We start from the raw sequence: 2,833 nt of genomic DNA on the forward strand, positions 1-2,833 counted from the left end.
TCAAAGAGCAAACTAGGAAGCTAGCCGTAGGCTGTACTTGAGTACGGTAAGGCGACGCAGACGTGGTTTGAAGAGATTTTCGAAGAGTATTACACTGATAGTATAACCCCTCCCCTTAGGTCAGAGTCAAGCGTTTTTGCGAAATTTTTTACTTTATCATAACATGAAAATGGTTTTCTTGACAGACCTTAGAAAACATGATAGGATAGTCAAGTCTATCAATCAAAAGAAAAGCTCATTTTGAGTACTGATGAGGCTATTTGCCAAGGGCAGTAGCTTTTTCTTTTGTAACACTAATTTTAGGAGTTTAACTATGTCTGAAAAATCGCAATGGGGGTCTAAACCGGGCTTTATCCTAGCATCTGCTGGTTCAGCCATCGGACTTGGTGCCGTTTGGAAATTCCCCTATATGACTGCTGCTAACGGTGGAGGAGGCTTTTTACTGGTCTTTCTCATTTCCACTATTCTAATCGGTTTCCCCCTTTTGCTAGCTGAATTTGCTCTCGGCCGAAGCGCTGGTGTCTCAGCAATCAAAACCTTTGGAAAACTAGGCAAGAATAGTAAGTACAACTTTATCGGTTGGATTGGTGCCTTTGCCCTCTTTATCCTCTTATCTTTCTACAGTGTTATTGGCGGCTGGATTTTAGTCTATCTAGGCATTGAGTTTGGAAAATTGTTCCAAATTGGTGGAACGGGTGATTATGCTCAGTTATTTACTTCAATCATTTCAAATCCAGCCATTGCTCTAGGAGCTCAAGCGACCTTTATCCTATTGAATATCTTCATTGTATCACGTGGGGTTCAAAAAGGGATTGAAAGAGCTTCGAAAGTCATGATGCCCCTGCTCTTTATCATCTTTGTCGTCATCATCGGTCGTTCTCTCAGTTTGCCAAATGCCATGGAAGGGGTTCTTTACTTCCTCAAACCAGACTTTTCAAAACTGACCAGTGCTGGTCTCCTCTATGCTCTGGGACAATCTTTCTTTGCCCTCTCACTAGGGGTTACAGCCATGCTGACCTATGCTTCTTACTTAGACAAGAAAACCAATCTGGTCCAATCAGGAATTTCCATCGTAGCCATGAATATCTCGGTATCCATCATGGCAGGTCTCGCCATTTTCCCAGCTATGTCAGCCTTCAATATCCAGTCTGAAGGGGGACCGAGCTTACTCTTTATCGTCTTGCCTCAACTCTTTGACAAGATGCCTTTTGGAACCATTTTCTACATCCTCTTCCTCTTGCTCTTCCTCTTTGCGACAGTCACTTCTTCCGTCGTTATGCTGGAAATCAATGTGGGCAATATCACCAACCAGGACAACAGCAAGCGTGCCATGTGGAGTGCCATTTTGGGAATCTTGACCTTTGTCTTTGGCATTCCCTCAGCCCTATCTTACGGTGTCATGGCGGATGCTCACATCTTTGGGAAGACCTTCTTTGACGCTATGGACTTCTTGGTTTCCAATCTCCTCATGCCATTTGGAGCTCTCTGCCTTTCACTTTTTACAGGCTATATCTTTAAAAAGGCTCTTGCAATGGAGGAACTCCATCTTGATGAAACCGCATGGAAACAGGGACTGTTCCAAGTCTGGCTCTTCCTTCTTCGTTTCGTCATTCCAATCATCATCATCGTGGTCTTCATCGCCCAATTTATGTAATCAAAAAGGACTTGAGTAGTAAACTCAGGCCCTTTCTTTTTTATGGATGGCTAACAATCACTTCCAAACCTTGCCCTTCCAGAGTCCAAGCTTCAACATCACTTGGTAAGATAAAGTGACTGCCTTTTTGGATTGGATAATTTTTCCCGTCAACAGTCAGTTGACCTTGACCGGCTAAGACACTCAATAAGCTGTAGTCAGCTGTCTTTTCGAAGTCAACTTTTCCAGTAATTTCCCACTTGTAAACTGCAAAGAAATCATTGGATACAAGGAGAGTGGAACGCAAATCATCTGCTTTAACAGTTACAGGACGGCTATTTGCAGGCTCACCAATGTTTAAGACATCAATGGATTTTTCAAGATGAAGTTCACGCAAGTTGCCCTTATCGTCCTTGCGGTCAAAGTCATAGACGCGATAGGTGGTATCGCTAGACTGCTGGGTTTCAAGAATCAAGATGCCAGCCCCAATGGCATGCATGGTGCCACTTGGCACATAGAAGAAATCTCCAGCCTTAACAGGCACTTTTGTCAGCAAGTCATCCCAATTCTTGTCCTCGATTTGCTGGCGGAGTTCTTCTTTTGACTTGGCATTGTGGCCGTAGATAATCTCTGAACCTTCATTCGCAGCGATGATGTACCAGCACTCTGTTTTTCCAAGCTCGCCTTCATGCTCGAGTCCATAAGCATCATCTGGATGAACTTGAACACTGAGCCAGTCGTTGGCATCCAGAATCTTAGTCAAAAGCGGAAATACAGGCTCAGGACGATTGCCAAACAATTCACGGTGTTCTGCATACAAAGTAGCTAGATCTGTTCCCTCAAAACTACCATTGGCAACTTTAGAAACTCCATTTGGGTGAGCTGAGATAGCCCAGTATTCCCCTATTTTTTCACTTGGGATGTCGTAGCCAAACTCATCACGTAGCTTGGTTCCACCCCAGATTTTTTCTTGCATAACTGATTGTAAAAATAATGGTTCTGACATTTTATTCTCCTGTCTGATCTTTCTTCCTTCATTATAACAAAAAAAGAGTTCCATTTGAACTCTTTTTTACATCTTATAAAGCAGGGAGAAGATTTTATAAAAATAGTAAACAAATGTGCTCTACTCGATGCTTGCTCCATTGCTATCAATGACATCCTTGTACCAATAGAAGGACTTCCCGACTTTATCACTTA

The 2,833-nt window shown here is 42.9% G+C and carries 2 protein-coding genes; one reads left to right on the plus strand and one right to left on the minus strand.

Annotated features, from left to right (window positions below; genetic code table 11):
- Nucleotides 1-313: 313 nt before the first annotated feature.
- Nucleotides 314-1,654 carry a sodium-dependent transporter gene (locus HT688_RS11350; protein WP_050223719.1) on the plus strand — a complete coding sequence of 447 codons (1,341 nt, stop codon included), beginning with the start codon at nt 314-316 and terminating at the stop codon, nt 1,652-1,654.
- A 40-nt stretch (nt 1,655-1,694) separates the two neighbouring features.
- Here the strand turns inward: HT688_RS11350 and manA are convergent, their stop codons facing one another.
- Nucleotides 1,695-2,639 carry a mannose-6-phosphate isomerase, class I gene (gene manA, locus HT688_RS11355; protein ID WP_050223723.1) on the minus strand — a complete coding sequence of 315 codons (945 nt, stop codon included), beginning with the start codon at nt 2,637-2,639 and terminating at the stop codon, nt 1,695-1,697.
- Nucleotides 2,640-2,833 lie beyond the last annotated feature (194 nt).

Origin of the sequence: Streptococcus sp. 1559 (assembly GCF_013276735.1) — a bacterium.
Taxonomy (GTDB): Bacteria; Bacillota; Bacilli; order Lactobacillales; family Streptococcaceae; genus Streptococcus; species Streptococcus pseudopneumoniae.